This is a genomic window from Lautropia mirabilis (assembly GCF_900637555.1).
GTDB classification, from domain to species: domain Bacteria; phylum Pseudomonadota; class Gammaproteobacteria; order Burkholderiales; family Burkholderiaceae_E; genus Lautropia; species Lautropia mirabilis.
In genome coordinates, this window is sequence record NZ_LR134378.1 from 2,340,489 (window position 1) to 2,366,147 (window position 25,659).

Below are 25,659 nucleotides of genomic sequence, written 5' to 3' on the forward strand. Positions count from 1 at the left end.
CGTCACATCGCGTCTTTCAGTACCGTCCAGACGGTCTCCAGCATGCGCGGATGCGCCCGCGCCTGCGGGTGAATGCCGTCGGGCTGGAACCAGGCCGGGTCATCGCCAAAGCCTTCCAGCAGGAAGGGCACCAAGGGGCTACGGGTCTCGTCGGCCACCTTGCGGAACATCCGCTCGAACTGCCGTGCATAAGCCGGCCCGTAGTTGGGCGGCACCTGCATGCCCACCAGCACGGCGCGCCCGCCTGCCTTCTGCACCGCGTCCACCATCTGCCGCAGGTTGTCGGTGGAGGCCTTCAGCGGCAGGCCGCGCAGCGCGTCATTGCCGCCCAGCTCGATGACCACCAGCGCCGGACGATGCTGCTGAAGCAGCTGCGGCAGCCGGGCCAGGCCACCTGCCGTGGTCTCGCCGCTGATGCTGGCGTTGACCACCTTCCAGCGTGACAGGGCGGCATCACCGGCCAGACGCTTCTCCAGCAGCGCCACCCATCCTTCGCCGCGCGACAGGCCGTATTCGGCCGACAGGCTGTCGCCGAGCACCATCAGCACAGGGCTTTCTGCCGTGTCTGCCGCATCAGCTGCCTGCCAGGGCAGGGCAGCCAGCAGCGCCGGCGCGGCCATCCATGACAGCACCTGCCGCCGCTGCGGGTTAGCCGTTACCATTGCATCCGGTGCCGTGCCCTGCCGGCAACCGCATCCATCCTGTCCTGCCTGGCCACGTCGTGGCGCCACTGTTCTCATGCCCCTCATCCAAGTCCAGAACCTGAGCAAGAGCGTACCAGATAGCGGACGCATGCTGACGATCCTCGACGACGTGAGCTTCGACGTGCAGGCCGGCGAGACGGTTGCCATCATCGGCGCCTCGGGCTCGGGCAAGTCCACGCTGCTGGGCCTGCTGGCCGGGCTGGACCTGCCCACCGGCGGCGACGTGCAGGTGGACGGCCAGTCGCTGTTTGCCTGGGACGAAGAGCAACGTGCCCACTGGCGGGCCGAACAGGTGGGCTTCGTCTTCCAGTCCTTCCAGCTGCTGCCGGCCATGACCGCGCTGGAAAACGTCATGCTGCCCCTGGAGCTGGCCGCCCACCCGGAAGCCCATCGCATCGCCCGTGAGCTGCTGGCCCGCGTGGGGCTGGCCGAGCGGGCCGGACACTATCCGCGCACCCTGTCGGGCGGCGAGCAGCAGCGTGTGGCCCTGGCCCGTGCCTTTGCGTCCTCCCCCCGGCTGCTGTTTGCCGACGAACCCACCGGCAGCCTCGATCACGCCACCGGCGAGCGCGTCATCGATCTGCTGTTCGAGATGAACCGCGACTTCGGCGCCACGCTGATCCTGGTCACGCACGACCCGCGCCTGGCCGCCCGCTGCGGCCGACGGCTGGAGATCGAACGGGGTCGCCTGAAGGCGGGCTGACGGCACGCTGCACGCCATTCAGCGCCTGACCTGCCGGTCAACCCAGCCCCCAGCGTCTTCATGCCCGGGGCGGTGTGCACGTCCAATGTCGCTTACGACCGCACCTTTCCGTACGAAGGAATCGACAGGCTGCCCATGATGCCCGGATACTGCCCCGGCAGCGCCCCGGCCGGCACGCCGCGCGGGCCCTGACGGCGCGCCAGGCACTCGCCTGCACGGCCATGCAGCCAGACACCGGCACAGGCGGCCTGCCAGGCCGCCTCATCGGGCGGGCAGCCTGCGCGCAGCAGGCCGGCCAGCAGGGCGGCAATGGTCCCCGCCAGCACATCCCCCGTACCCGCCGTGGCCAGGACCGGATGACCGCTGGTGTTGATCGCCAGACGACCATCCGGTGCCGCCACCACGGTGCCGGCGCCTTTCAGCACGGCCACGGCCTCGAAACGTGCCGCCAGTGCGCGAGCACAGGCCGGCCGGTCTGCCTGGACATCGGCCACCGACACCCCCAGAAGCCGCGCGGCCTCCAGCGGATGCGGCGTGAGGATGCTGCAGGGGGCCTCCGGCGCCTCGGTCAGCAGACCCAGCGCGTCGGCATCAATCACCAGCGGCGCCTGGCTGGCCAGCGCATGCTCCAGCCACTGTTGCGCCTTCTCGTCCTGCCCCAGACCGCAGCCCACCACCAGGACGGGTGCAGCCCCCGGCAAGGCGGCATCGGCGTCCCACACGAAGCGCATGATTTCCGGGTGAAGCGGGTCCACCGGCTGCCGCGCCTTGCCGGATGCGTCCGGCGGGGTTTCCGCTTCGTCGTCGGCCTCGTCCTCCGGCGCTGCAACTGATGCGTCCGCGTCCCGGGCGCCTGCGTCTGCCACCAGCGCCTGCTTATCCTCGGCATCGTCTTCCGGCCGCAGCGATCCGGACTCCTCCGTCGCCCCTGTCTGCGGGCAATCCTCTTCCTCGACGGCAATCCACACCCGCCCGGCACCAGCCCCGGCTGCGCCCTGCGCAGCCAGCCGGGCCGCACCCGCCATGCCCAGCCGGCCGCCCACCACCAGCACGTCACCGCCATTGCCCTTGTGGGCATCACGCGCGCGGGCAGGCAAAAGCGCCGCGGCCAGGGGGGCCGTCAGCAACACGCCCGGCAGGTCATGCGGGAAGCTGTCTTCATCGGCCGGGCAGGGGGCATCCGCCCCAGCGTCGTCCATGCCGGAATCGTCAAAATTGTGGCCATCATCCGGATCCGTTTCAGCCTCGGTCGGCACATCGCGCCATTCGCCCGCATCGGCAGGGCCGTCCGCCGCCTCCAGCGCGGCCAGCTCCGCTTCCAGCGGCAGGTCGGACAGCGGTGCCACCCAGACGCGGCCCGCATGCCGCAGGCCCGCCCCCGTGTGCAGCCCCGGCTTGTCGGCAATCATCGTCACCGTCTGGCGTGCCTGCATGACAGGAGCCTCAGCATCACCCACCGGTGCGCCACGGTCTGCATCCAGTCCGCTGGGCACATCAATGGCCAGCACCGGTACCCGGGCGCGGTTCACCAGGCGGACCAGCTCAGCCACGCGTCCCGCCAGCGGACGGGCCAGGCCAATGCCGAAGAGCCCGTCGATGATCAGGGCAGGCTCGGCCGGGGGCACGTCGCCGTCATCGTCGTCCTGTTCGTCATCCGGGGCGTCACCGTCCGGCCACAGCCAGTCGGCCACCTGCTCGAAACCGTGAATGACCTGGCCGTCAGCCCGCCAGGCTTCCCAGGCGGCGCGCGCATCCTCGGCCTCCGGGGGCGTGGTGTCCAGCCCCGGCATGCCGGCCGCCCACACGGCCAGCCCCGCACGACGCAGGATGCGTCCGGCCACCAGTGCATCGCCGCCATTGTTGCCCGGCCCCACCAACAGGATCACCGGCGCGTGCGCCGGCAGGTTCTTCCACATGGCCATCGCCACCCGGGCCACGGCCGCACCGGCACAGGCCATCAACTCGCCGGGTTCCGTCTCGTCCAGCCAGCGGCCTTCCAGACGGCGGATGGTGGCCAGGTCCAGCACCCAGGCGGGGGTCTGCAAAAGGGCCGGGCGAACCGCCGCAGTGATCGAACGGGTTTTCATGGTTCCGAAGCAGCTTGTCTTGATGTTGACAGTATGCCACCCGGCCGATGTCTCCATCAGCTTCCATGACCCCTTGCAAGATCCCTGCCCATGCAGCCCCTACAGACGGCCTCGGCGACCTCCTGCTTCCCATGCGTCAGGAGCCCATCCTGCAGGCAGCCGGTTATCATCGACGGCCTTCGGACGATGCCCATCCGGCCTTTCCGCGAACCCTCACGCCTCCCACGACAAGGACCTCGCCCATGACGGATTCCCCCTCGCTGCCTCGACTGGATGCCCACGCCGCCCGCGCCCTGGCGGTGCTGCTGGAAAAGGAAAAGACCGTTCCCGACAGCTATCCGATGTCGCTGAATGCCCTGCTGGCCGGCTGCAACCAGCGCAGCAACCGCGATCCGGTCATGAACCTGAACGAAACCGAGCTGCTGAACGCACTGGAGACGCTGCGCAGCCTGTCGCTGGTCATCGAGAGCAGTGGCGGGCGGGTGACGCGCTATGAACATAACCTGCCGCGCGTGCTGGGCATTCCGTCCGAGGCGGCAGCACTGCTGTCGGTCCTGATGTTGCGCGGCCCGCAGACGGCAGCCGGGCTGCGCGCGCACGTGGAACGCCAGGCGAAGTTTGCCGATACCTCATCGGTGGAAGCCTATCTGCAGGAGATGGCCGAGCGCACGGCCGGCGCCCTGGTGGAGCTGATGCCACGCCAGCCCGGCGAGCGCGAGGCCCGCTGGCGGCACTGCCTGTCCGAGCCAGCCGGCGCCGCCACGGTGGCGCAGGGCGGTACCGGGCACGACGCCCCGAGCCAGCCTCCCGCCAACCCGGCCGACGCCGAGGCCCTGCAGATGCTGCAACTGCGCGTGGACGATCTGGAACGGCAGGTGGCCGCACTGACGGAACGCCTGGAACGGCTGGAGTCCTGACAAAAGAAAAGCCCCTCCTGCGAGGGGCTTGCTTCATCGGGTGAAGGCACCGGGGCGAGTGCCCCGGCCAGCCGTCAACGGCCGATGATCATGGGTACAGACCGCGCTCGGCACGGGCCTGCAGCACCCGCTGGCAGGCAATGATGTAGGCTGCCGTGCGCAGCGACACCTTCTTCTCGGCCGCGATCCGCTGGATGTCGCGGAAAGCGCTGAGCTGGATGGCTTCCAGACGCAGGTTGATCTCGTCCTCACCCCAGAAGAAGCTGGAGAAGTCCTGCACCCACTCGAAGTACGAGACGATCACGCCGCCCGAGTTGGCGATCACGTCCGGCACCAGGGTGATGCCGCGGTCGGCAAAGACCTTGTCACCGGCCTTGGTGACCGGGCCGTTGGCGCCCTCGACCACCAGTTTGGCCTTGACGCGCTCGGCGCGCTTCTCGTCGACCTGACCTTCCAGCGCCGCCGGCACCAGAATGTCGCAGGGCAGACCCCAGAAGTCCTCGTCACCAATGGCCTCGGCCTCGGCAAAGCCCTTCACGCCGCCAGTCTTGCGGGCATGCGCCTGCAGGGCAGGGACGTCCAGGCCCTTGTCGTTCTTCACCGAACCGGTGTGGTCCTGAATGGCCACCACCTTGGCGCCAGCCTGGGCCAGCAGTTCGGCGGCCACGCCACCCACGTTGCCGAAGCCCTGCACGATGACGCGCGCGCCATCCAGCGCCAGGCCCATGTTGCGGGCAGCCTCACGGGTGGTGAGGAACACGCCGCGGCCGGTGGCCTTGACGCGGCCCAGCGAGCCGCCCAGTTCGATCGGCTTGCCGGTGACGACGCCGGTCACGGTGGCCCCCTGGTTGGCCGAATAGGTGTCCATCATCCAGGCCATGATCTGGCCGTTGGTGTTCACGTCCGGCGCCGGGATGTCCTTGGTCGGCCCGATGATCACGCCGATCTCGCTGGTGTAGCGGCGGGTGAGCTTTTCCAGCTCATTGGGCGACAGCTTCTTCGGATCGACCCGGATGCCGCCCTTGGCACCGCCGTAAGGGATGTTGACGGCCGCATTCTTGATCGTCATCCATGCCGAGAGCGCCATCACCTCTTCCAGCGTCACGTCCGGGTGGTAGCGCACGCCGCCCTTGCCGGGCCCGCGCGAGACGTTGTGCTGCACGCGGTATCCCTCGAAATGGGCCACCGTACCGTTGTCCAGCTCGATCGGCACATCGACGATCAGGGCGCGCTTGGGCTTTTTCAGCGTCTCGACCCACTTGGCCAGCGGGCCAAGGTGAGGCGTGACCTGGTCCACCTGCGCCAGATAGGTATCCCAGGGGCTGCCGGGTTGCGGCTTGAGATACGACAGGTTAGACATGGATGATGTCTCCTTAGGGTTGAAAAATCGGAATCGGAATCGAATAGCTCTGATACTACCCCCGTCCGGGAAATCAGGCATCCCATGTGCCCTTTCACGACACGGCCGTGCCGCGGCAAGCAGCGCACTGCAGAAAAGCCCTGCATGACAGGGCAGGGAACCCCTTCAGGCTTTCCTATAATCACCCCCTGGAACACGCCTCCGCACGGGGCAACCCGCCTTGCCGCCGGCCTGTTCATTCCCGACGCAGACCCCCGATCCGGACCTTCATGGCCATGAGCACCCCGACCTATCCAACGCTGCCCGGTGGGCATGCACTGAGCCCCTTCCGTGCCCAGGCACTGCTGCAGAAACTGCAGGCCATCGACGACGCCATCGAGACCCTCGATGCCGAATGGTTCTACCCGCTGGAGGTTGCGGCCCCGGGACAGGGTGGCGCCCTGGCCGGCGAGCGGCTGGCCCGCCTGCAGCTGCTGGTGGACGAGCACCCGCTGCCCGATGCCCCCGACGGCAAGCATCAGCGCTCCCTCTGGGTCACGGCCCGTCAGGGCACGCTCTCGCCCTGGTCGTCCAAGGCCATCGACATCCTGCACCATGCCGGCTTTGCCGACGTGACGCGCATCGAGCGCGGCATCCGCTGGAAGCTGGGCTTTCGGCACGGTCTGCTGGGCGGCAGCAAGGCCCAGGACTATCCCGAGGCAAAGCTCGCCCTGCTGGCCGCCTGCCTGCATGACCCGATGACCGAGAGCTGGTTCACCACCGCACCGGATCCGGCCCGGCTCTTTGCGCCCCATGCCCCTGTCCCCCTGGCCACCGTGCCGCTGGGCGACGATGCCGCCGCCGCCCTGCGCGCAGCCAACACCCGGCTGGGCCTGGCGCTGTCGGCCGACGAGATCGACTATCTGGCCCGCGTCTATGGCGAGCTGGGACGCGACCCCACCGATGTCGAGCTGATGATGTTCGCGCAGGCCAACTCCGAGCACTGCCGCCACAAGATCTTCAACGCCGACTTCATCATCGACGGCCAGCCGCAGGAACGCTCGCTCTTCGGCATGATCCGCGAGACCCACAAGGCCCACCCGCAGGGCACGGTGGTGGCCTATTCCGACAACGCCGCCATCCTGGAAGGCGGCACGCTGGCCGCCTGGAACGTGGACCCGGCCTCCGGCCGCTATCGCTGGTCCGAAGAGCCGGTGCATCGCCTGCTGAAGGTCGAGACCCACAACCACCCCACGGCCATTGCCCCCCATCCGGGCGCAGCCACCGGCAGTGGCGGCGAGATCCGTGACGAAGGCGCCACCGGCCGGGGCGGCACGCCGCGCTACGGCCTCACCGGCTTCACCGTCTCCAACCTGCGCATTCCCGGCTGGGAACACCCCTGGGAGGCCGCCAACGGCCGGCCGCCCACCTTGGCCACCCCGCTGTCCATCATGATCGAGGGCCCGCTGGGCGGGGCCGCCTTCAACAACGAATTCGGCCGCCCGAACCTGCTGGGCTACTTCCGCACCTTCGAGACCCCGCTCTCGCAGGCCGCGGCCGACGGCCCGCACACCGGCTGGGGCTATCACAAGCCCATCATGATCGCCGGCGGCGTGGGCTCGGTGGACGCCCGCCACCAGCACAAGCTGCCGCTGCCGGCCGGCACGCTGCTCGTGCAGCTGGGCGGCCCGGGCATGCGCATCGGCCTGGGCGGCGGTGCCGCCTCCAGCATGGGTGTGGGCAGCAATGCCGCCGAGCTGGACTTCGCCTCGGTGCAGCGTGCCAACCCCGAGATGGAGCGCCGCGTGCAGGAAGTGATCAACGCCTGCCGCGCCATGGGCGACAACAACCCCATCCTCTCCATCCACGACGTGGGCGCGGGCGGCCTGTCCAACGCCTTCCCCGAGCTGGCCCATGACGCCGACAAGGGCGCGGACTTCGATCTGAGCCGCATCCCCGTGGCCGAAAGCGGCATGTCGCCGGCCGAGATCTGGTGCAACGAATCGCAGGAACGCTACGTGCTGGGCATCGCGCCCGAGCGGCTGCCCGAGCTGGAGGCCCTGTGCACCCGCGAGCGCTGCCCGATGGCCGTGGTGGGTACCGTCACCGATGCCGAGCACCTGAAGCTGGCGGCCCCGGGCGAGCAACCCGCCGTCGACATCGACATGAGCGTGCTGTTCGGCAAGTCGCCCAAGCTGCGCCGCGAGGGTGCCACGCCTGCCCGCACCGAACTGCCAGGCATGGACCTGAGCGAGCTGAACCTGGACACGCTGGCCACGCAGATCCTGCAGCTGCCGGCCGTGGCCAGCAAGAGCTTCCTCATCACCATCGCCGACCGTACCGTGGGCGGCCTGTCGGTGCGCGACCCGATGGTGGGTCCGTGGCAGGTGCCCGTGGCCGACTGCGCCGTGGGCCTGCTGGACTACCGCAACCACCACGGCGACGCGCTCTCCATGGGCGAACGCTCGCCCGTGGCCGTGCAGGACTCGGCCGCCGCCTCGCGTCTGGCCATCGCCGAATCCCTGACCAACCTGCTGTCGGCCGTGCCGGACAACCTGGGCCTGACCAAGCTGTCGGCCAACTGGATGGCCGATGCCGGCAGCGCCGGGCAGGACGCTGCCCTCTACGCCGCCGTGGAAGCGGCCAGCCGCCTGTGCATCGAGCTGGGCATCAGCATCCCGGTGGGCAAGGATTCGCTCTCCATGCGCGCCCGCTGGAAGGGTGACGACGGACAGCGCGTGGAAGTCGGCTCGCCGGTGTCGCTGATCGTCACCGCCCATGCCCCGGTCAGCGACGTGCGCCGGGCGCTCACGCCCGAGATCAGCCCCGAGATGCAGACCAGCCTCATCCTGGTGGACCTGGGCGCCGGCAAGCAGCGCCTGGGCGGCTCGGCCCTGGCCCAGATCACCGGCCGGGACGGCGACCCGGTCCCCGACCTGGACGATCCCCAACTGCTCGTCCGGCTCTGGCAGGCCGTGCGCGAGGCGCAGGCCGAAGGGCTGCTGCTGGCCTACCATGACCGCTCCGACGGCGGACTCTTTGCCACTGCCTGCGAGATGGCATTTGCCGGTCACTGCGGCGTGTCGCTGCAGCTGGACATGCTCACCATCGACCCCTTCACGGCCGATGCGGGCGACTACAAGATCCGCACCGAACAGGTGACGGAGCTTCGTCAGACACGCGTGCTGCGCGCACTCTTCAACGAGGAGCCGGGCGTCGTGCTGCAGACCACCCGCGCCAACCGCGACCGCCTGCTGGGCCTGCTGCGTGCCCACGGCCTGTCGGTGCATTCCCACGTCATCGGCACGCCCAACAACCAGGACACCATCGAAGTCCACAACGACGGCAAGTGCCTGTTCAGCCTGCCGCGCACCACGCTGCAGCAGGCCTGGGCCGAGACCAGCCACCGCATCGCCAGCCTGCGCGACGACCCGGCCTGCACGGCCGAGGCCTTCGCCCTGGAAGGTGCCGCCCAGGATGAGCCGCCCCACCTGTCGGTACGCCTGTCCGCCACCTCCATCCAGGCTTGGCGTGACATGCCGTCCGCGCCCGCCGTCGTGGGCCAGCGCCCCCGCGTCGCCATCCTGCGCGAGCAGGGCGTCAACAGCCAGCGCGAAATGGCGGCCGCCTTCGACCTGGCCGGCTTCGAGGCCTACGACGTGCACATGAGCGACCTGATCGCCGGTCGTCACGACCTGGCGCAGTTCCAGGCGCTGGTGGCCTGCGGCGGCTTCTCGTATGGCGACGTGCTGGGTGCCGGCGCCGGCTGGGCGCGCACCATCCTCTTCAACCCGCAGCTCTCCGATGCCTTCGGCGCCTTCTTTGCCCGGCCCGACACGCTCACCCTGGGCGTATGCAACGGCTGCCAGATGCTCTCGCACCTGAAGGGCCTGATCCCCGGCGCCGAGGGCTGGCCGCGCTTCGTGCGCAACCGCTCCGAGCAGTACGAAGGGCGCTTTGCCAGCGTGGAGATCCTGTCCTCGCCGTCGCTGTGGCTGAGCGGCATGGCCGGCGACCGGCTGCCCATCGTCGTCTCGCACGGCGAAGGGCGGGCAGATTTCTCCGACGTGAAGGCACAGGGTGCCGACGGCACGCCGTCGGCCGAGGCGCTGGCGGCCCGCATCGCGGCCGCCAACCCGGCGCTGCAGTACATCGACGGCCGGGGCAACGCCACCGAGACCTACCCGCTCAACCCCAACGGCTCGCCGCGGGGCGTGACCGGCTTTGCCAGCGCCGATGGCCGCGCCACCATCATGATGCCGCACCCCGAGCGCGTCTTCCGCCTGGCCCAGTGGTCCTGGAAACCGCGCGCGCTGCAGGAATCCGGTCTGGACCACTCGCCCTGGATGCGCCTCTGGCACAACGCGCGCCGGCAGTTCCAGTAAGGCCATGAGGCTGCGGGTCAGGACCGCCGCGCTGCTGCTGACGTTGCTGGGCCTCTGGCCGGCAGCGGCGGCAGCCGGCGGCACCACCACAGCCCCGGCGCCTTCGGCTCAGGGCGACGAGGGCACCCTGCAGGCCGGCCAGGACATGGCTCTGGGCCACACGCTGAACGGCCGGCCGCTGGATGGCGCCCTGCGCCAGAAGCTGGGCCACTGCACCGGCCAGACCCCGCCATCCGCCCGCTGCCTGGACGCCATCCGGGCCGCCGGCCTGCACGCGCGCGGCGACCTGGGCTACCTGTTCCATGACCCCGCCCAGCCACTGCGACAGGACCTGGGCCATGGCGTGACCCTGGAGGTTCCGGCCGGCGTACTCGAAGCCCCTACCGTCTTCATCGTTGGCATCCATCCTGGCATCGACCGCTATCCGCTCGTCAACATCGCCCCCATCCTGTCGCTGAAGAAGGCAGCCACGCTCACACTGCAGCCGCAGGACGAGAGACGCTACCAGCGGTGGATGCCCGATCCGCCCGGCAACGGGACACCCGCCGGCCCCCGGACACTTCAGCTGGCTCGCACCGGCGTCATCATTGACGGCCAGCTGCGCGAGAGCGACGACACACAGGCCGTCAGCGGCCTTGTCCAGCGCATCCTCGGCCAATCCCGCTCCCTCGACCCGTGCCTGCACAGCCTGACCGACCCCGAGACGGCACGAAAGATTTCGGAACAGGCCCGCCAGGGCATCTCGCTGCCCCAGGGCTGCCGCTTCGTGCCGCCCTACGTGCACATTGCCGTCACCGAAGGCAACCAGGCCGCCCCCATGCAGACCGAGCTGGTCTTTCAGGCGACCCCCGAGCGACTGCAGCTGTTCCGGCTGGACACGGTGAAGGGATTCACCGTCCTGATCAATGGCTTTCTCTGGCATGGCGACCCGGGCACCGACACGGGGCAGGGTGGCTGGGCCATGGGCTATGCCCGCGGGCTGGACGTGGGCAGCGGACTTGGACGGCTGACCATCGGCGACAACACCTGGCACCAGCGCACGCCCGAACGGCTGCAACAGGCGCAGCAGCGCACGGACCATGACACGGAAGCGCCCCCGCCAGCCTCCGGAACCGGTCGCAAGCGCGTCGTCCGCTTCGCCGCCGACCAGCGCCAGTCGTCCTGGGACACCAGAACGGATCCCCAAGCCCGCTGGCCCGACAACCCGGTCGTGCTCAGCTCCTCCACCTCCATCGTGCGCGACGGCCAGTGCGCCCAGGACGCCCTGACCACCCGCTGGTCCGCCTTCGGCACGGACGGCAAGGGCAGAAGCGTCTTCATCTCCTCCACCTCACTGGGCCAGACCCACGTCGACGAGCTGTGCCGCGTCTTTCTGGCACTGGGCATCCCCAACGCCATCCGCCTGGACGGCGGCCCCAGCACCGCCATGACCGTCGACGGCCGCCTCCTCAACCCGCTGGTTTCACTGTCTGACCTGATGGCCTTCGGACCGGCGCGGTATGTGATTGATGGGGTGGGGGCACGCCCTCCAAGCGCGAAAGTGCAAACAGGCGAGGGCGCCTACAGCGCACACTCTCGATAGCCCACATTGGGCACGTAGGCTTTCACGAAGAGATCACAAGCACATCGTCCCCTTCGTATCGCGCGTAGATCCTGCAGCCCGGGTCATGGGCCAACAGGCTGGACAGCCATGCCTTCTCGAACGAGATCAAGGGATGCCTGAGTCGAAACAGCGGGAATCGCAGCGATTGCTCGATCAACAACCTCAATTCAGTCGCATTGAGTTGGGTATGGATGAGCCATGAAAAATCTCTTTCGGCATCCGTACTTTCAAAGAATGCGTCACCCAGGCCACCCTGCAGAAGTTGGCAACCAGATATCACAAGGACCAGATCACGCCCATCCGGATGAACGAGTTTCCAGGCGATGCAATCATTGCTTATACCTTTCAGCATATCTGGAATGACATCATCATGCTTTTTCCATACCCTCTTCATGACACAAAACAAGTCCAATTCTATGTATTTACGGGCAATTAAATTATCTTCAATTCAGCAATACGTCATAAAGACATAATTCACTAGCCCAAGACGCACTTATAAACTCCGCCCCTGATCCTTCCCCCGCCCACTCCACGCCCGCTGCAGCCGCCGCTTGATGAAGCGGGCAGGGGAGACGGCCGCGGCCAGTCGCGCATCCACCACGTCCGGCTCGCCGCAGGCGCGGGCGGCAATCATCTCGGCGCCAATGGCGGCATAGAGCGCTCCTCGGCCCGCCATGCCGGTCAGCAGGTACAGGCCCTCGCGCTGGGGCATCGGCAGCCGATCGTTGCGCGCCAGGTTGTCGGCCCGGGCGGCAATGGCCGCCAGGTCCGGCGCCGGGCCAATCATCGGCAGGTTGTCGCGCAGCTGCAGGCGCTCGCCGATGGCACTGGGCTGCCAGGATTCAGGCCGCTCCAGAAAGGCCCTGATATCCGGGTCTTCGTCGCTGTCGGCTTCGCCTGCCTGCAGCCAGTGCGCGTGCACTTCTTCCGAGCGCAGCCAGAAACTGCCGGGCCGTGTCAGCACCAGGCCGCGGCCGCTGGTCATGGGCAACAGGGCAGGGTGGCCGGGGTCTTCATCCGGGGGGCCGCCATCGGCCCGCGCCAGCCACACCCGGGCGGCACTCAGCCGCAGGCGGCCATGGTCCGCCTCCTGCATGCCGGCCAGTGTCAGGGCCTGTTCACGGCAGGCCAATACCACCACATCGGCATCGGCCACGTTGTTCCCCTGATCATCGACAACCCGCCAGCCGGTCGCAGTGGCATCCACCCGGCCGACCCTGATGCCCATGCTCACGCTCACCCCCAGGCGCTGCTGCACCGCCTGCCACCACCGCCGGGGCGAGACGGCAGCACAGTCGGGAAACCAGACCCCCCAATCCCCTTGGGGGCTTTCTTCCACCCGCGCCACGGCCCTGTCCACCGGCGCCACGCAGCGCTCGGCCCGGGCCCGGTCCATCGGCTGCAGCCGCCCGCAGACTTCAAAGGCCGAAACCAGGTCAGCCGCCGGCCCAGCACGCAGGCGACCATGCAGCTGCATGGCCTGCACCAGCAGGCGGCTGCGCAGGTCGAAATCGGGCGTCAGGCCCGGATGCTGGGCAATCAGCGGCAGGCCCGCCACCGCGCCCCCCAGCCGGTCGCGCGCTTCCAGCACCAGCACCTGCCAGCCCCGGCGCGAGAACGCTTCGGCACTGGCGCAGCCTGCCAGTCCGCCTCCGATGATCACCACCTGCTTCATCCGTTCGTTCGCCTCGGTTCCATTTTTCGTCGTGGCCCAGCAACCCGACGCGATCCATGCTAGTCTGCCGGGGTTTTCCCGGATAGGAGTCAACACTGCCATGGATCGTGCCCACGTAACAGTCGTCGAACATCCGCTGGTCCAGCACAAGCTTACGCTGATGCGCAAGGTCGAGACCAGCACCAACAACTTCCGCCGGCTGCTGAACGAACTCAGCGCCCTGCTGGCCTACGAAGTGCTGCGCGACATGCCGATGCACGAAGTGACCATCCAGACCCCCCTGGAGACCATGCAGTCAGGTCTGATCGACGGCAAGAAGCTGTGCCTGGTCTCCATCCTGCGGGCCGGCAGCGGCATTCTGGACGGCTTTCTCAGCGTCGTGCCCGGCGCCCGGGTGGGTCACATCGGGCTGTACCGCGATCCCGAAACGCTGCAGGCCGTCGAGTACTACTTCAAGATGCCGCCGGACATGGGCGGGCGTGACGTGATCGCCGTCGACCCGATGCTGGCCACCGGACACTCGGCGGTGGCGGCCATCAGCCGCATCAAGGAAACCAACCCGCGCTCCATCAAGTTCGTCTGTCTGCTGGCTGCGCCCGAGGGCATCGAGACCCTGCAGAATGCCCACCCGGACGTGCCCATCTTCACGGCTGCCATCGACCGCTGCCTGAACGACCACGGCTACATCCTGCCCGGTCTGGGTGACGCCGGCGACCGGATCTTCGGCACGAAGTGACCCCGCCTCCCACCGGACGGCTCGCCCCGTCCGGTCCCTCCTTCCGATCATTCTCCATTCCATGACCCAATCCTCTTTCGACTTCGATCTCTTCGTCATCGGTGGCGGCTCGGGCGGCGTGCGCGCGGCCCGCATCGCAGCCCAGCACGGCGCGCGTGTGGGCATCGCCGAGGGCTTCCGCTACGGCGGCACCTGCGTCATCCGCGGCTGCGTGCCCAAGAAGCTGCTGGTATACGCTTCGCGCTTCCCGCAGAGCTTCGAGGAAAGCCGGGGCTTCGGCTGGAACGTGTCCCCGGCCACCTTCGACTGGGAAAAGCTGGTGGCTGCCAAGAATGCCGAGATCACGCGGCTGGAAGGCGCCTACTCCGCCAACCTGGACAAGGCCGGCGTGAAGCGCTTTGCCGGTCACGCCCGCTTCCTGGGCCCCAACCGGCTGGCCATCGACACGCTGGAGGGTCGCCAGGAAGTGACGGCCAAGGAGGTGCTCATCGCCACCGGTGGTGAACCGGTCATGCCCGAGGACCTGCCCGGCGTGGAGCTGGCCATCAGCTCCAACGAGGTCTTTGACCTGCCCGTGTTCCCGAAGCGGATCGCGGTGGTAGGCGGCGGCTACATCGGGGTGGAATTTGCCGGCATCTTCCATGGTCTGGGTGCGAAGGTCACGCAGATCCATCGCGGCCCGCGGGTGCTGCGCGGCTTTGACGTGCAGATGGCGGACCTCATTGTCGAGACCTACCGTGACAAGGGCATCGACATGCGGATGAACACCACGCTCAAGCGTCTGGACCGGCAGCCCGATGGTTCCATCCGCATCACGCTGCACGATGACAGCACGCTGGACGTGGACCAGGTGCTGATCGCCACCGGCCGCCGGCCAGCCACCCGCAACCTGGGTCTGGAAACGGTGGGCCTGGAGACGGGCAAGGCGGGCGAAATCCATGTGGACGAGCTCTCGCGCACCCAGGTGCCCGGCATCTACGCCGTGGGCGACGTGACCAACCAGGTCAGCCTCACGCCGGTGGCCATCCGCCAGGGCCACGCCTTTGCCGACACCACCTATGGCAAGAAACCCTGGGTGGCGGACCTGGACTTCATTCCCACGGCCATCTTCTCCACGCCGGAGCTGGGCACGGTGGGCCTGAACGAGGAGCAGGCGGTGGAACGCTGCGCCGTGGTGGATGTCTACCGCAACAGCTTCCGCACGCTCAAGGCCACGCTCTCGGGCACCCAGGAGCGGGTCCACCAGAAGATCCTGGTGGATGCCAGCACCGATCGGGTTCTGGGCGTGCAGCTGCTGGGCCCGGACTCGGCCGAGGTCATCCAGGTGATGGCCACGCTGCTGCGCATGGGCGTGACCAAGCGCGATCTGGACCAGACCATGCCGCTGCACCCCAGCAGCGCCGAGGAACTGGTGACGATGCGCACGGTGGCCCAACGCCACATCCGGAAACCGGCCCAGTAAAAGGGGCGGACAGGGGCGGCCAGGCCCACATCGATGGCCCCGAAACGGGGCTGTCGAAGGGCGCTTCCGTCCCTTTCTGAGACCATGCCGGCCCGCGATCCATTCACGATCCATATGGTGTCGGCGGGCACATATCGTGGCCAACCCTGTTGCCGGCAAGACATCGCGCCGACCGGCAGTCGGCCGATGTCGGTCGAATAGACGGCAGGCAGCAGACTTCTGCCCACAAACTGGCATCCTCCCTGCAAGTAAGTCCCTGAAAGCTTGCCCGGGAGCCTCTTGTGCCAATCACCGGTACCGACATCGATGCCAGCCACCTGGCAATCCTGCGGGAGATCCGCCAACCCATCCTGACCGCGCTCAACCGGAGCTTCCGCAACGCCTACGTGGCCGTGGTGGACGGGCTGATCGAGCGCATCGTCGAGGAGACCAACTGGGAAAAGCAGGATCAGCTCAACGTGGCGCTGGACATCCTGCGCAATGGCAAGGCCAGCATCGAGCAGCAATTCGAGGTCGGCTGTGCCCGCAGCTGGAAGGAACGCACCGGTGTCGCTTCCGACGGCAGCTACAGCACCCCTGAAGCCACCATCATCCAGGACGAGCCGCCCACGCTGCGTCTGGTGGACGATGACACCATGCGCGACCAGCTGCTGGTCGCTCGCATCTCGGCCCGTGCCCGTCGCCGGATGGACGAGGAACTGGCTGATGGCCTGCGCGCCCGCTTCGGCGCGCTGCTGCAGCAGGACTGGTTTGCCGAGAACGAATACCCGATCGCGCCGGACATCATCTTCGAGGTGCTGCGCGGCATTCTGACCCAGCACCAGGTGCGCCCCGGTGACGGCACGGCATCGTTCCTGCTGGACCTGTTCGAGCCCAAGTTCACGGTCGAACTGATCGAGCTGTACCAGGACGTGAACCGCAGGCTCATTGCCTACGGCATCCTGCCCGAGCTGCGCTACAGCATCTCCAAGTCCCGCGCCTCCCAGTACGTCAGCGGCGAGCATGAAGACCCGCTGGGCGAGGGCGCCGAACACGATGAGCACGGCGGTCGTGGCAACGGTCGCGGGGGCAGGGCAAACGGCCACGGCGTGATCGACGTCTCCGAGGCCGAGATCGGCCAGTGGGCCGACCAGATCGGCAGCGGTAGCGAACAGAGCCCGGCCATGCTGGCCCAGGCCACCCGCTATCTGGCCGATCCGCGCAACTTCGGCAACGACGCCCAGATGGCCGCCCACAAGCAGGCCACCTCCGACCAGCTGATGGCCGTGCTGAGCGAGCTGCAAGCCCGTACCGAGGAAGCCAACAGCCCCGAGGCTGTCGGTACGGTGATGCAGGAGGTGCGCCAGCAGTCCTCGGCCGCCGCCCAGACGCACGGCTCGCCGCTGGATCGGCTGATCATCGAGACGGTTGCCCAGGTTTTCCAGCTGGTCTATGAGGACGACGCCATCGCCAACGCCATCAAGCAGCAGCTGCTGCGGCTGCAGGTGGCAGCGTTCAAGGCTGCGCTGCTGGATGCCAGCTTCTTTGCGCGCCCCGACCACCCGATGCGCCGTTTCGTCGACCGGCTGGCCCAGATGGGCTCAGACCCGGACTTCGAGACCGAACCCGGCTCACCGCTCGTCAAGGACATCGAGGACCTGGTGACCTGGGTGCTGAACAATTTCGAGCGCGAACTGGTGGTGATCGGCGAGGCCCTGGACCGTGCCGAGCGCATCATTGCCGACGAGACGGCACGCCGCGACGCCCGACTGGAAAAGATTGCCGAAGCCGCCAGCCGGGCAGAGCGCATCGACCTGCTGCGCCAGGAGATCCGCGACGGCATGCGTGCGCGGCTCACGGGCGGCCAGATCCCGGAATGCATCCAGCACTTTGCCGAGCATTCGTGGACCGAGGTGATCGTGCGACTGCGCGACGGCACGGGCGAGCTGCCGTTTGACGAGGCCCGCGCCCAGCGCGTGCTGGAAACGCTGCTGTGGAGCGTGCAGCCCAAGAAGGCCACCGAGATCAGCGAACTGGCCCGCACGCTGCCCCAGATGATTGCCGACCTGTCGCGCGGCATGGCCTTCATCGCCATGCCGGGCACCGAGCGTGAGGCCTTCCTGAAGACCCTGATGACCTGCCACGGCCAGGTCATCCAGCAGAGCAAGAACCGTCCTGTGACGCCCGTTGCCTGTCCGAGCGCCGCTGCACCGGCCGCCAGAACGGCAAGCGCAGCCGGGCAGGGCATGCCGGCAGGTCAGGGCGCCCAGGCCGCGAACGGGCAGGGCATGTCCGCCCTCGCCGCTCTGGCCAAGAATTCGGCCAAACAGCCGGCTCCCGCCCAGCAAACGGCTGGAAAGAACGCCGCCAATGCCGACGACTACGATCAGGCCTGGGACGAGATCACCCGTGCCGGCCTGAAGAACGGCGACGAGATCGAGCGCGACCACGAAGGCGAAACCCGGCGCTACAAGCTGGGCTGGGTCAGCCCCTCGGCCACGGTCTTCATCTTCTCGCGCTATCCGCGCGAGCACTGGACCGTCAATCGCCGCGAACTGCATGAGCTGATGGCCGGCAAGCAGGTGCGCGTCATTCGCAAGACGGCATCGGTGGCCGCTGCCATCGACGCGCTGCAGGCGGCCTGACAGTCGCGTCCGTCCGCAGCGTTCGTCCGGATCCCGGTTGCCACGCGAGAACCCGCGCGGCAACCGGTTCCGTTTTCAGAGGTCCGTATTCAGCGCACGGCCTTGATCACGGCGCAGGCAGCCCGGCCGCCGGCATCACCGGTCGGCTGGCTGTGCAGGTCGTCCTTGCCCTTGTGGACGATCAGGCCCCGGCCCAGGATGTTCTGCGGGCCGTCACCCAGCGTCAGCTGCGTCTGCGGCAGCACCAGGTCCACCTTGGCCACACCATCGGCACCGGCATGGATGTTGCCCAGATCGCCGGCATGATGGTGATCGTCATCCCGGGCCGGATCGCCGTGCTTCTGGCCCGGCAGATGGAAATGGCCACCCGCGCTGGTGGCATCCGGCGCGCTGCAATCGCCTTTCTCATGCACGTGGAAGCCATGGTCGCTGTTGGGCTCCAGGCCGGCCACTTCGCCCTGGATGCGAATCTGGTCACCCTCGTGCACGAAACGGATCGTGCCCTGGGTCGGCGAGCCCACGGTGGGCTGCAACCTGGCCACGGCCTCGGTGGCGCGCTGCGCGCCTTCGGCAGCAGCAGCAGCGTGCTCGTGGTCATGGGCGCCGTGCTCATGGGCACAGGCAGAGATCGACAGCGTGGCCAGCACGGCCAGGGTCATCCGCTGGATCGGGAATGTCATCTTGGGTTCTCCTGAGAAAAAAATCGGAATCCTGAAATTCCGCGCGGCCCGTACGGTACACGAAGAGGCCGCAGGGTGCTCAACGCCGATGTCGCACCTTTCAGACACCCGGGAAGACCCCGATTGCCTCGCCAGACGAAACAGGGAGCAGGCCGGTGATCATGCCCATGAAGTCCTGGTGAAATCCATAATTTGACATAATAACCATTATGCGTAGTCGTTGATAAGCAACCGCATCGTTTAACATCACGGTATCGCAGACACGAAGCGTCCGATCCATGCGACCCATGCACGGCGCCCGTCGAGCCACCGTTTTCCAACACGCACAGGCTTCCATCATGAAAACCACGTCCCGTCGTCGTCTCCTGCTGGCATTGTCCGCTGCCGTGGCCCTGTCTGCCTGCACGAAGTCGGCCGACCAGTCCGCAGCCGACAACGGCGCGTCCCCCAAGGTGGTCATCGGTCTGGATGACAACTTCCCGCCGATGGGCTTTCGCAACGAGAAGAACGAGCTGGTGGGCTTTGACATCGACATGGCCCGCGAGGCCGCATCACGCATGGGCGTGCAGGTCGAGTTCAAGCCGATCGACTGGAACGCCAAGGAAGCCGAGCTGATCGGCAAGCGGGTCGATGCGCTCTGGAACGGTCTGACGATCACCGAGAAGCGCAAGCAGAACATCGCGTTCACGCCGCCGTACATGCAGAACCACCAGATCATCATCGTCAAGCGCGGTTCGCCCATCGGCAACAAGACCGGCCTGGCGGGCAAGATCGTGGGTGCACAGGACGGCAGCAGCGCCGTCGATGCCATCGAGGCTGATGCCAAGGTTTCCAAGTCCTTGAAACAGCTGAAAAAATACGGCGACAACGTGACGGTGCTGCTGGATCTGGACGCTGGCCGGCTGGACGCTGCCGTGCTGGACGAAGTGGTGGGTCGCTACTATGTGGCGAAGAAACCCTTCGCCTACGTGGTGCTTGAAGAAGACTTCGGCACCGAGGACTACGGCGTGGGCCTTCGCAAGGAAGACACCGCGCTGCAGGAAAAGCTCTCTGCCGCGCTTGAGAGCATGAAGAAGGATGGCAAGGCCGGGCAGATCGCCAAGACCTGGTTCGGCAAGGACATCATCCGCTGACATGGACGGACGGATGACCGCCCTGCCAGGGCGGTCTCCGACCCCTGAAGTCTGGCATCTACCGGCTTCTTGCGCCTTCTGCACTCATCAATCACGAACTCACGGCGACTGCGGCATTGGACTATATCCTGAGCATTCTCGGACCCCTGGGCGAAGGCTCACTGGTCTCGCTTGAGCTGTTCTGCATCACGCTGCTGCTGTCCATTCCGCTGGGTGTGGCGCTGGCACTGATGCGGCTTTCCCGACACCGCTGGCTGGGTGTCACGGTCAGTGGCTACCTGTGGCTGATGCGGGGCACGCCGCTGATGCTGCAGCTGCTGTTCATCTACTACGCACTGCCGCTCCTGCCAGGCGGCGGCATCCAGCTGCCGGACTTTCCGGCGGCTGTGGTGGCTTTTGCACTCAACTACGCGGCCTACTTCGCCGAGATCTTCCGGGCCGGCATCCAGTCCATCGACCGCGGACAGTACGAAGGCGCGAAGGTGCTGGGGATGAACTATCCGCAGACAATGCGCCGCATCGTGATGCCGCAGGTGATCCGCCGCGTGCTGCCGCCGCTGTCCAACGAGTTCATCACGCTGGTCAAGGACACGTCGCTCATCTACGTGCTGGCGCTCAACGACCTGCTGCGGGCTGCCCGGGGCATCGTGCAGCGTGACTTCACCATCACGCCCTTCATCGTGGCGGCCGTGTTCTACCTGCTGATGACGCTGCTGCTGACCTGGATGTTCCAGTCCCTCGAAAAACGCTATGCCAGTCACGACGCCTGAATCCATGGCCCCCCTGCCCGGCTCGACGGCCCCTGCCGGCCCTTCCGGCGCCGCCTCGGCAATGATCGATGCCCGCGACCTGCACAAGCGCTTCGGGTCGCTGCAGGTCCTGAGCGGCGTGTCGCTGCGCATCGACCAGGGCGAGGTGGTGGCGCTGATCGGCCCCTCGGGTTCGGGCAAGAGTACGCTGCTGCGCTGCCTGAACCACCTGGAGCTCGTCGACCAGGGCGAGATCCGCATCAATGGCGAGACCCTGGTGGCCAATGACGCCCAGGGACGCGCCCGCTACGTGTCCGAATCCGAAGTGCGCCGCATCTGTCGCCGCATGGGCATGGTGTTCCAGCACTTCAACCTGTTCCCGCACTTCACGGTGCTGGAGAACCTCATCGAGGCGCCCATCACCGTCAAGGGCATGAAGCGCGACGAGATCGTGCCGCACGCCGAGGAGCTGCTGCGCAAGGTCGGGCTCTTCGAGAAGCGCAATGCCTATCCGGGTCGGCTGTCCGGTGGGCAGAAGCAGCGGGTGGCCATCGCCCGGGCGCTGGCCATGGAACCGGACATCATGCTGTTCGACGAGCCCACCTCGGCGCTGGATCCGGAGCTGACGGGCGAGGTGCTGCGCACGATGCGCCAGCTGGCCCAGGAACACATGACGATGCTGGTGGTCACGCACGAGATGGCCTTCGCCCGCGAGGTGGCTCACCGGGTCTGCTTCATGGACGAGGGCCAGATCGTCGAGGAGCGCGCAGCACGGGCCTTCTTCGAAGATCCCCACCACGAACGGGCACGCGCCTTCCTGGAACACGTGCTCTGAGTGCCGTCAGGCCCCGGAAACCTTCCGGGTGCATTCGGCACAGACACCGTAGAGCGTCACTTCATGGTGCTCCACCATGAAGCCCTCCGGCACCTCCATGCCTTCCAGGCTGCCCGGGCAGCCATGGATGTCGAACACGCGCTGGCACTTGCTGCACTGGAAGTGGTGGTGGTGGTGCGCGTGGGCGTGGCGGCTCTCGTAGCGCGGGCTGTCGCCCGGCAGCGCCACGGCCTGGATCATGCCGTCCTGCTGCAGGTCACGCAGGTTGCGATAGATGGTGGCAATGCTGAGCGACGGAATGGCCGCCCGCCCTGCTTCCAGGATCTCCTGCGGGCTGAGCGGGCGCTGCGCTTCGTCGATGACCCGCAGGATCTCGGTACGTTGTCGGGTCAGTCGTTTCATGCGCGATACGGGTCTCGATTCGGAATGCGAGCGATAAGTGCCCTGCCCTCAAGTATATCGGCCCCCGGCGGCATGCTTGTCCAGCGTGGCCTGAACGCTTTCATGAGCCACCCGGTCGGCCTGGGTCATGCGGGTCGGAAAGCGCCGCCATTCCGCGGCTGAGGCCAGCTCGAAGGATTCATGCCAGATGCCCGGTTGCTGCGCATCCGGCTGCAGACGCCAACGCAGGGCACCGTTGCGCAGCCGGCTTTCACGCAGCTCAAGCATGGCCCGATGGAACTCGGCTTCCCGGCCCGCCTGCAGGCGGTATGCGTACTGCAGGCGCAGGGACTGACCGTCGCCCATCGCACCGGACCTTGCCAGGAACTCATCGGGCGTCACGTCGGCATCCGTGCCCAGGCGCACCGGGAGCCGGCGGCTGGCCAGCGCAAACAGGGCCAGCAGCACGGCCGAGGCAATCAGCACATGCTGCAGGTCGCTGCGGTTGACCATCCAGCCCCAGAAAAGGCTGCCCAGGGCCAGCCCGGCCTGCACCGAGATCTGGTTGTTGGCCACCGCCCGGGCACGCACCCAGCCCGGTGCAATGCTCTGCGCCACGGTGGAGAGCCCCGCCAGCACCCCGACCCAGCCCATCCCGGCCAGGAAGGTGCCCACCACGGCCACCGGCACCCAATGCGAGAGGCCCACGATGACGGCCGCCAGGCTCCACAGCCACAGGGAGGCACGTATGATGCGACCTGCCCCTGCGCCCTGACGCAGGAAGCGCGGCAGCCACAGGGCTGAGGCCACGGCCCCCAGGCCGAAGGTGCTGTAGAGAAAGCCGTAGCCGCCCGCAGCCAGTCCCAGCCGCTGTTGTGCCACCAGCGGGAACATCGCCCACAGGGCGGCTGCGCAGAAACAGAAGCAGAAGTTGATGATGAGTGCCGCCCGCAGCACCCGGGCATGGCGCGCAAAGCGCAGGCCGCTGACCAGACCGGACCACAGGGTCTCGTTGCCCCCCGCAGGCACCGGCGTGCGCGGCTCCAGCGCCTGCCAGGCGGCCGGCAGCATGGGCAGGAAGAAGAGCGAGGCCACCAGCACGGCCAGCCCGTCTCCCATCAGGGCGGCGATCAGTCCGGCCATGGCGGGGCCGACGGAGCGTGCCGCATTGAAGGCAATCGAGCCCAGCGCCACCGCCTTGGGCAGCAGCGGCCGCGGGACCAGGCCGTTGATGGAGGCCTGCTGGGCCGGCTGGTAGAAGGTGTAGCCCAGCCCGCAAAGCAGCGTGCAGACGACCAGGGACCAGGGCTGCAGCCAGCCTGCATGGCTCATCAGGCCCACGCTGGCCGTGGCCAGGCCCATCATCAGGTGGGTGACGACCAGGATGTAGCGTCGATCGACAAGGTCGGCCACCGAACCGGACACCAGTCCGAACAGCAGGAACGGCAGGGTGCTGGCGGCCTGGACCAGGCCCACCAGCAGCGCCGAGCCGCTGAGGCTGGCCATCAGCCAGCCGGCCATGGCCGACTGCATCGTATAGGCCATGGAGGTGGTGACGGCGCCGATGTACAGCAGCCGATAGGGACGGATGCCCAGCGGCGAGCCGGCCAGGAAGCTCGCTGCCCTGCCCTTTGACGGTGTCGGCGCGCTGCCGCTCACGGCCGCGTCACCGCTGCGGCCAGGGATGCCTTTCCAGCAGCCGGCGTGAAGATGGACGGAACAGCCATCAGCACGATCAGGGCTCAGCCTTCAGATCCGGGCACGGGATGCGCACTTCATCGCCGTCGGCAACCACTTCACTGAGGGTACCGGCGCCGGGACGGCGGGTCACCATCAGGGACTGCCAGCTGCATTCCTCACCCCGGAAGACAGCGATGGCCCGGATGACCTGACGGTTGCGGCCACGGGCCGAGCCCGGGTCGCGCTGGACCTGCCAGCGGCGATCAATGAAGTAGGTCTCGCTGGGCTCGCGTCCCAGCAGGGTGCTGGTCATGCTCTGCAGCTGCTGGACCATGCGCGTGGTGCCCACGGCCTGCCGGGGGGCAGGCCGCAGCGGCGTGACGGCACTGAGACGGGCGCCGGCCGGCAGCGCGGCCAGGGTGGCCTGGGCCGGCAGGGGGCGAGCGGCGGAGCCGGCCTCTGCAGCACGGCCAGCGGCAGCGCCTGCAGTTCCGGCCGCGGCAGCAGCGGCCGCCGTGGCCCGGCCGGAGGCTGCCTCACGGCCTTCGTTCCGAGCCGTGGAAGCGCCCTGCTCTGCCACAGCCTTCCGGGCGTCGTCCGACGAGCGCTCAGGGGTCCCGGTCTGCGCCGCGGCCTTCTGCCGCGCCTGGGTGTCCGGTGCCTGGGCGGGCTGCTCAGCCGCCTTGGCACCCTGGTTCATGGAAACGATCTCGTTGCGGGTGATGGTGTTCTGGGCAGCAGGGGCATGAGCGGCACTTCCGGCCGACGGTGCTGCCGTGGCAGCACTGCCGGACGTCGCAGCGGCCGCACCACCGGTCAGGCCGGCGGCCGCCATGGCAGCGGCAATGCGGCTTTCGCGTTCGCTGCGGGCCCGGTCAGCCGGGGTGGCCGCGGGCGCGGTCTGGGCGCCTGCTTCGGCAGGAGCGGCAGCCTGCGTCGTGGCGGCTGTCTGGGCGGCCGCGCGATCAGGCGTCTCGGCAGCAGCCTGGGTACGCGGGCTGGTGTCGGTCTGAGCACGGCCAGCCGCGGCAGCGGCGTCCGCACGGGAAGCATCGGGCGCGCTGGATCCCGCCTGCGCGGGTGCGCGCCCCTCGGTCGAAGCGGCCACCGGCTTGCTGGCGGTCGCATCACGCTCGCTGGACCGGCGCGCGCCCTGGCGCCCCTTGGCCGGCAGCTCCGGCGACTTGCCGGGCTTGGCGCGCAGCATCTGGCCCCAGGCATTGCTGCCCTGGGAAAGGTCGGTGTCGACGGCGACGACGCCCAGCAGGTCGGGCACGGGCAGCCAGCTCTCGAACTTGCCCGGAAAGCCGGCCAGCCGCACTTCCAGGGTCTGGCGCACAGCGTCAGCCCGGGTGACGGTCTCCAGCCAGCAATCAGTGGGCAGATCCCCCACGCGGTTGGTGAGCGGGGCCAGCGGCACGATCAGCTCGGTGGCCTTCGCTTCGGCGGGCGTGAGCGTCACATAGCAGGTGTTGATGATGCGCAGGCTCTGGTTGTCACCGATCTGCACGAACAGGTGCGGATAGCCCGAGAAGGAATTCTTGCCGTAGGGATCGACCGGGTGCGCGATCTCGCCCAGCGGCCGGGTGGAACGCAGGTACAGGTAGAGCGGCTGACCGTCATGCACCGTGCCCAGCTTGCGGGCCTTGGCCGCATCGAAATCGGGCAGCAGCTGATCGGTCAGGGCCAGTTCCACCACGCCGTCCACCACACGCTCGGCCGCCGGACTGCTGACGTTGCCACCGGACGTGGAGACCGAGGAATTGCTGCTGTAGTCAGCCCCCGGCCCCGAGGATGAGGTGGTTCCACAGGCAGCCAGCGCAGCCAGCGCCATGGCCACGGTGGCACCCCGCACGCTCCTTGCCAGCCGCCCTTCTTCAGGAAACGCCCCCGGGCCGGCGGAATCATGGCCGCGGACGGCATCAGTCGGAAATGGCGAGGGCAAAGGCTTGGAATGGGCGCTGTT

Annotated in this window: 19 protein-coding genes; 10 read left to right on the forward strand and 9 right to left on the reverse strand. The window is 67.9% G+C overall.

Going from position 1 to position 25,659, the window contains the following annotated elements:
- Window positions 1-2 precede the first annotated feature (2 nt).
- A complete protein-coding gene (locus EL249_RS09550) occupies window positions 3-662 on the reverse strand; it encodes an arylesterase (RefSeq protein ID WP_005672841.1) in 660 nt (219 codons plus the stop codon).
- A gap of 76 nt (window positions 663-738) precedes the next feature.
- Between EL249_RS09550 and EL249_RS09555 the strand changes: the two genes are divergently transcribed.
- Window positions 739-1,407 (forward strand): ABC transporter ATP-binding protein, encoded by a 669-nt coding sequence (locus EL249_RS09555; protein WP_005672839.1) that lies wholly within the window; start codon window positions 739-741, stop codon window positions 1,405-1,407.
- 92 nt (window positions 1,408-1,499) lie between these two features.
- Here the strand turns inward: EL249_RS09555 and EL249_RS09560 are convergent, their stop codons facing one another.
- Entirely contained in the window at window positions 1,500-3,494 is a 1,995-nt protein-coding gene (locus EL249_RS09560; RefSeq protein WP_169311658.1) for an NAD(P)H-hydrate dehydratase, read from the reverse strand.
- Window positions 3,495-3,736: 242 nt separating this feature from the next.
- Here EL249_RS09560 and EL249_RS09565 point away from each other — a divergent pair, with 242 nt between their 5' ends.
- Entirely contained in the window at window positions 3,737-4,411 is a 675-nt protein-coding gene (locus tag EL249_RS09565; protein WP_050781798.1) for a YceH family protein, read from the forward strand.
- An 88-nt stretch (window positions 4,412-4,499) separates the two neighbouring features.
- Here the strand turns inward: EL249_RS09565 and EL249_RS09570 are convergent, their stop codons facing one another.
- The gene (locus EL249_RS09570; protein WP_005672835.1) at window positions 4,500-5,771 is read right to left on the reverse strand and encodes a Glu/Leu/Phe/Val family dehydrogenase; all 1,272 of its coding nucleotides are present in this window, start codon (window positions 5,769-5,771) and stop codon (window positions 4,500-4,502) included.
- A gap of 269 nt (window positions 5,772-6,040) precedes the next feature.
- On the opposite strand from EL249_RS09570, the gene purL reads away from it, so the two are divergent.
- Window positions 6,041-10,135 carry a phosphoribosylformylglycinamidine synthase gene (gene purL / locus EL249_RS09575; RefSeq protein WP_005672830.1) on the forward strand — a complete coding sequence of 1,365 codons (4,095 nt, stop codon included), beginning with the start codon at window positions 6,041-6,043 and terminating at the stop codon, window positions 10,133-10,135.
- A 4-nt stretch (window positions 10,136-10,139) separates the two neighbouring features.
- Entirely contained in the window at window positions 10,140-11,717 is a 1,578-nt protein-coding gene (locus tag EL249_RS09580) for a phosphodiester glycosidase family protein (protein ID WP_005672828.1), read from the forward strand.
- Between the two features lie 22 nt (window positions 11,718-11,739).
- On the opposite strand, the gene EL249_RS09585 is transcribed toward EL249_RS09580, so the two are convergent.
- Window positions 11,740-12,132, reverse strand: coding sequence for a hypothetical protein (locus EL249_RS09585; RefSeq protein WP_005672827.1), 393 nt, complete (start codon window positions 12,130-12,132; stop codon window positions 11,740-11,742).
- A 99-nt stretch (window positions 12,133-12,231) separates the two neighbouring features.
- Window positions 12,232-13,413 (reverse strand): FAD-dependent oxidoreductase, encoded by a 1,182-nt coding sequence (locus EL249_RS09590; RefSeq protein ID WP_005672826.1) that lies wholly within the window; start codon window positions 13,411-13,413, stop codon window positions 12,232-12,234.
- 100 nt (window positions 13,414-13,513) lie between these two features.
- On the opposite strand from EL249_RS09590, the gene upp reads away from it, so the two are divergent.
- From upp to EL249_RS09605, 3 genes are all read left to right on the forward strand, one after another.
- A complete protein-coding gene (upp, locus tag EL249_RS09595) occupies window positions 13,514-14,149 on the forward strand; it encodes a uracil phosphoribosyltransferase (RefSeq protein ID WP_005672825.1) in 636 nt (211 codons plus the stop codon).
- A 61-nt stretch (window positions 14,150-14,210) separates the two neighbouring features.
- Window positions 14,211-15,611 (forward strand): glutathione-disulfide reductase, encoded by a 1,401-nt coding sequence (gene gorA / locus EL249_RS09600; RefSeq protein ID WP_005672824.1) that lies wholly within the window; start codon window positions 14,211-14,213, stop codon window positions 15,609-15,611.
- Window positions 15,612-15,892: 281 nt separating this feature from the next.
- Window positions 15,893-18,235, forward strand: a complete 2,343-nt coding sequence (locus EL249_RS09605; RefSeq protein WP_005672823.1) for a DUF1631 family protein — start codon at window positions 15,893-15,895, stop codon at window positions 18,233-18,235.
- Between the two features lie 89 nt (window positions 18,236-18,324).
- Here EL249_RS09605 and EL249_RS09610 read toward each other — a convergent pair whose 3' ends face one another.
- Window positions 18,325-18,915, reverse strand: coding sequence for a superoxide dismutase family protein (locus EL249_RS09610; protein WP_005672822.1), 591 nt, complete (start codon window positions 18,913-18,915; stop codon window positions 18,325-18,327).
- 338 nt (window positions 18,916-19,253) lie between these two features.
- Here EL249_RS09610 and EL249_RS09615 point away from each other — a divergent pair, with 338 nt between their 5' ends.
- The 3 genes from EL249_RS09615 (at window position 19,254) to EL249_RS09625 (ending at window position 21,632) form a co-directional block, all read left to right on the forward strand.
- The gene (locus tag EL249_RS09615; RefSeq protein ID WP_050781796.1) at window positions 19,254-20,048 is read left to right on the forward strand and encodes an amino acid ABC transporter substrate-binding protein; all 795 of its coding nucleotides are present in this window, start codon (window positions 19,254-19,256) and stop codon (window positions 20,046-20,048) included.
- Between the two features lie 116 nt (window positions 20,049-20,164).
- Window positions 20,165-20,818: an amino acid ABC transporter permease gene (locus tag EL249_RS09620; RefSeq protein WP_005672816.1), complete on the forward strand. Its 654-nt coding sequence runs from the start codon at window positions 20,165-20,167 to the stop codon at window positions 20,816-20,818.
- A gap of 61 nt (window positions 20,819-20,879) precedes the next feature.
- Complete coding sequence (locus EL249_RS09625) at window positions 20,880-21,632, forward strand: amino acid ABC transporter ATP-binding protein (protein ID WP_040530799.1); 753 nt, start codon at window positions 20,880-20,882, stop codon at window positions 21,630-21,632.
- A gap of 6 nt (window positions 21,633-21,638) precedes the next feature.
- Here EL249_RS09625 and EL249_RS09630 read toward each other — a convergent pair whose 3' ends face one another.
- The 3 genes from EL249_RS09630 to EL249_RS09640 all read right to left on the reverse strand — a co-directional run bounded on the left by EL249_RS09630 (window position 21,639) and on the right by EL249_RS09640 (window position 25,548).
- The gene (locus EL249_RS09630; RefSeq protein ID WP_005672812.1) at window positions 21,639-22,034 is read right to left on the reverse strand and encodes a Fur family transcriptional regulator; all 396 of its coding nucleotides are present in this window, start codon (window positions 22,032-22,034) and stop codon (window positions 21,639-21,641) included.
- Window positions 22,035-22,082: 48 nt separating this feature from the next.
- Window positions 22,083-23,672 carry an MFS transporter gene (locus tag EL249_RS09635; protein ID WP_005672810.1) on the reverse strand — a complete coding sequence of 530 codons (1,590 nt, stop codon included), beginning with the start codon at window positions 23,670-23,672 and terminating at the stop codon, window positions 22,083-22,085.
- Window positions 23,673-23,748: 76 nt separating this feature from the next.
- Window positions 23,749-25,548 (reverse strand): hypothetical protein, encoded by a 1,800-nt coding sequence (locus EL249_RS09640; RefSeq protein WP_040529698.1) that lies wholly within the window; start codon window positions 25,546-25,548, stop codon window positions 23,749-23,751.
- Between the last annotated feature and the right edge of the window lie 111 nt (window positions 25,549-25,659).

What these genes read in the sequence shown, in the direction of transcription:
- EL249_RS09550 (WP_005672841.1), bottom strand. Translation starts at nt 662, where the DNA reads ATGGTAACGGCTAACCCGCAGCGGCGGCAGGTGCTGTCATGGATGGCC.
- EL249_RS09555 (WP_005672839.1), top strand. Translation starts at nt 739, where the DNA reads ATGCCCCTCATCCAAGTCCAGAACCTGAGCAAGAGCGTACCAGATAGC.
- EL249_RS09560 (WP_169311658.1), bottom strand. Translation starts at nt 3,494, where the DNA reads ATGAAAACCCGTTCGATCACTGCGGCGGTTCGCCCGGCCCTTTTGCAG.
- EL249_RS09565 (WP_050781798.1), top strand. Translation starts at nt 3,737, where the DNA reads ATGACGGATTCCCCCTCGCTGCCTCGACTGGATGCCCACGCCGCCCGC.
- EL249_RS09570 (WP_005672835.1), bottom strand. Translation starts at nt 5,771, where the DNA reads ATGTCTAACCTGTCGTATCTCAAGCCGCAACCCGGCAGCCCCTGGGAT.
- purL (WP_005672830.1), top strand. Translation starts at nt 6,041, where the DNA reads ATGGCCATGAGCACCCCGACCTATCCAACGCTGCCCGGTGGGCATGCA.
- EL249_RS09580 (WP_005672828.1), top strand. Translation starts at nt 10,140, where the DNA reads ATGAGGCTGCGGGTCAGGACCGCCGCGCTGCTGCTGACGTTGCTGGGC.
- EL249_RS09585 (WP_005672827.1), bottom strand. Translation starts at nt 12,132, where the DNA reads ATGAAGAGGGTATGGAAAAAGCATGATGATGTCATTCCAGATATGCTG.
- EL249_RS09590 (WP_005672826.1), bottom strand. Translation starts at nt 13,413, where the DNA reads ATGAAGCAGGTGGTGATCATCGGAGGCGGACTGGCAGGCTGCGCCAGT.
- upp (WP_005672825.1), top strand. Translation starts at nt 13,514, where the DNA reads ATGGATCGTGCCCACGTAACAGTCGTCGAACATCCGCTGGTCCAGCAC.
- gorA (WP_005672824.1), top strand. Translation starts at nt 14,211, where the DNA reads ATGACCCAATCCTCTTTCGACTTCGATCTCTTCGTCATCGGTGGCGGC.
- EL249_RS09610 (WP_005672822.1), bottom strand. Translation starts at nt 18,915, where the DNA reads ATGACATTCCCGATCCAGCGGATGACCCTGGCCGTGCTGGCCACGCTG.
- EL249_RS09615 (WP_050781796.1), top strand. Translation starts at nt 19,254, where the DNA reads ATGAAAACCACGTCCCGTCGTCGTCTCCTGCTGGCATTGTCCGCTGCC.
- EL249_RS09625 (WP_040530799.1), top strand. Translation starts at nt 20,880, where the DNA reads ATGATCGATGCCCGCGACCTGCACAAGCGCTTCGGGTCGCTGCAGGTC.
- EL249_RS09630 (WP_005672812.1), bottom strand. Translation starts at nt 22,034, where the DNA reads ATGAAACGACTGACCCGACAACGTACCGAGATCCTGCGGGTCATCGAC.